Here is a 2,215-nt window from a genome sequence, read left to right as displayed (position 1 = left end):
AAATTTTATATATTTCTAATTATTGTCAATATTTTTCAATAAATTTGGCAAATTTATTGACTTTATGTCAAATTTGTGATATTATTAATAATGCACTTTGATAATATTTTGGAGGTTTTCTTATGAAAGAGAAGTTTAAGATCACGGCTCTCGTTGTTCGGAAGAAGGAGGCTGATCAGCCTAAACCTTGTGAAGTGGTAATCTTCAGGAATGGGCACGATCCTGTCCTTTTCAACGCAACTGAGAAAGATGTTGGCGATGCAATCATCTGCGCTGGAAAACTCCTTAGTGGCGGACTTAAAGCAATAGAGAACGACAAGTTCTCTGTGACGGACTTCATCGTTGAGATGCCTACCGGCTTTAACGTCTTACTTAGTGTTGGATCCGGTCGTGTTGTCCCCTTCATCGGAGAGTCTTGCGGAAGCTTTCCCGGTGCTCTTCTCTATGTAGGTTCCATCCTGCAAAACGGTTTGAGCAGCTAATTCATGCCAGAGGCACTTACCCCTGGCTACTCCAAGGCAAAGAGGCGGACGTTGTCCACTGCGACTTTTATGTTGCGGACAATGTTCCGCCTCTTTTTTTATATAAAGATTGATATTTTTTATAATTTTGTGATAATATATTGTTGCAATCTAAAATAAATGTACATAATATTATTGGTTCATAGGTTCCAATAAAAAGCCTAAATAAATATTATAAAGGAAGGTATTTTATGGATTTCAAACAATGGGAAGGTTTTGATAGAGCTGGAGAATGGACTAAAGAAATTGATGTCCGCGGATTTATTCAAGCAAATTATACTCCTTATGATGGAGATGAAAGTTTTTTAGTAGGTCCTACTGAAAAAAGCACTAAGTTATGGAACAAAATTCAAGCTCTTTATGAAGAAGAAAGAGAAAAAGGTGTATTAGATGTTGATACAAAAACACCTTCAAGCATTGATGCATATGCACCAGGTTATGTTGATCAAGATTTAGAAACTATTGTTGGTCTTCAGACAGATGCTCCATTAAAAAGAGCTATTATGCCTAATGGAGGTATACGTATAGTTGAAAAATCATGTGAATCTTATGGTTATAAAGTTGACCCAGAAGTAGAATATATTTATCATAATTTAAGAAAAACTCATAATGATGGAGTTTTCGAAGTATATACACCAGATATTAGAGCTGCTAGAAGTGCTCATTTATTAACAGGTTTACCTGATGGATATGGACGTGGAAGAATTATTGGAGATTATAGGCGTGTAGCACTCTATGGTGTTGATGTTCTTATTTCAGAGAAAAAAGATGAATTAAATATTTTAGATACAGATGAATTTACTTCTGATATTGTTCGTGATAGAGAAGAAATATCTGATCAAATAGCTGCTTTAACAGCATTAAAATCTATGGCTGCTAAATATGGATTTGATATTTCAGTTCCTGCAAAAGATGCTCATGAAGCTTTCCAATGGACATATTTTGCTTATCTTGGTGCTGTAAAAGATCAAAATGGTGCAGCAATGTCTATGGGAAGAGTTTCTACATTCTTAGATATTTATGTTGAAAGAGATTTAAAAAATGGTACACTAACTGAAGAAATAGCTCAAGAGCTTATGGATCAATTTGTATTAAAATTAAGAATGGTAAGATTCCTTCGTGCTCCAGAATATAATGCATTATTTAGTGGTGATCCTGTTTGGGTAACAGAAAGTATTGGTGGTATGGGAGTTGATGGTAGAACTTTAGTTTCTAAGAATTCATTCAGACTTCTTCATACATTAGAAAATCTTGGACCTGCTCCAGAACCAAATATTACAGTTCTTTGGTCTAAGAATTTACCTATTGCATTTAAGAAATATTGTACAAAAATTTCAATAAAAACATCTTCTATTCAATATGAAAATGATGATTTAATGAGAGTTACACTTGGTGATGATTATGGAATAGCTTGCTGTGTTTCTGCAATGAAGATTGGTAAGCAAATGCAATTCTTCGGTGCAAGAGCAAATTTAGCAAAAGCATTACTTTATGCTATAAATGGTGGTGTTGATGAATTATCAGGAAGACAAGTAGCACCTAGATTTGAGCCAATCAAGGGTGATTATCTAGATTATAACGAAGTTATGGAAAAATATGATGCAATGATGGATTATGTTGCTAAAATATATATTAAAGCTTTAAATGCTATTCATTATATGCATGATAAATATTCATATGAGGCTCTTGAAATG

Annotated in this window: 2 protein-coding genes; both read left to right on the top strand. The window is 33.9% G+C overall.

The genetic code is table 11. The features are described 5' to 3' along the window. Positions 1-122: 122 nt before the first annotated feature. Complete coding sequence (locus AC5M21_RS15990) at positions 123-482, top strand: hypothetical protein (protein WP_493531535.1); 360 nt, start codon at positions 123-125, stop codon at positions 480-482. 230 nt (positions 483-712) lie between these two features. Beyond that, positions 713-2,215, top strand: a 1,503-nt coding sequence (locus AC5M21_RS15985; RefSeq protein WP_493531534.1) for a pyruvate formate lyase family protein, incomplete at its 3' end; no start/stop codon positions are given.

It is taken from the genome of Coprobacillus sp., from assembly GCF_984815275.1.
The sequence above is the reverse complement of the archived record's forward strand: the minus strand, read 5'-3'. Positions and strand labels throughout refer to the sequence as shown.

Bases quoted from the DNA above. Each gene is read 5' to 3' on its own strand.
- AC5M21_RS15990 (WP_493531535.1), top strand. From the start codon at position 123: ATGAAAGAGAAGTTTAAGATCACGGCTCTCGTTGTTCGGAAGAAGGAG.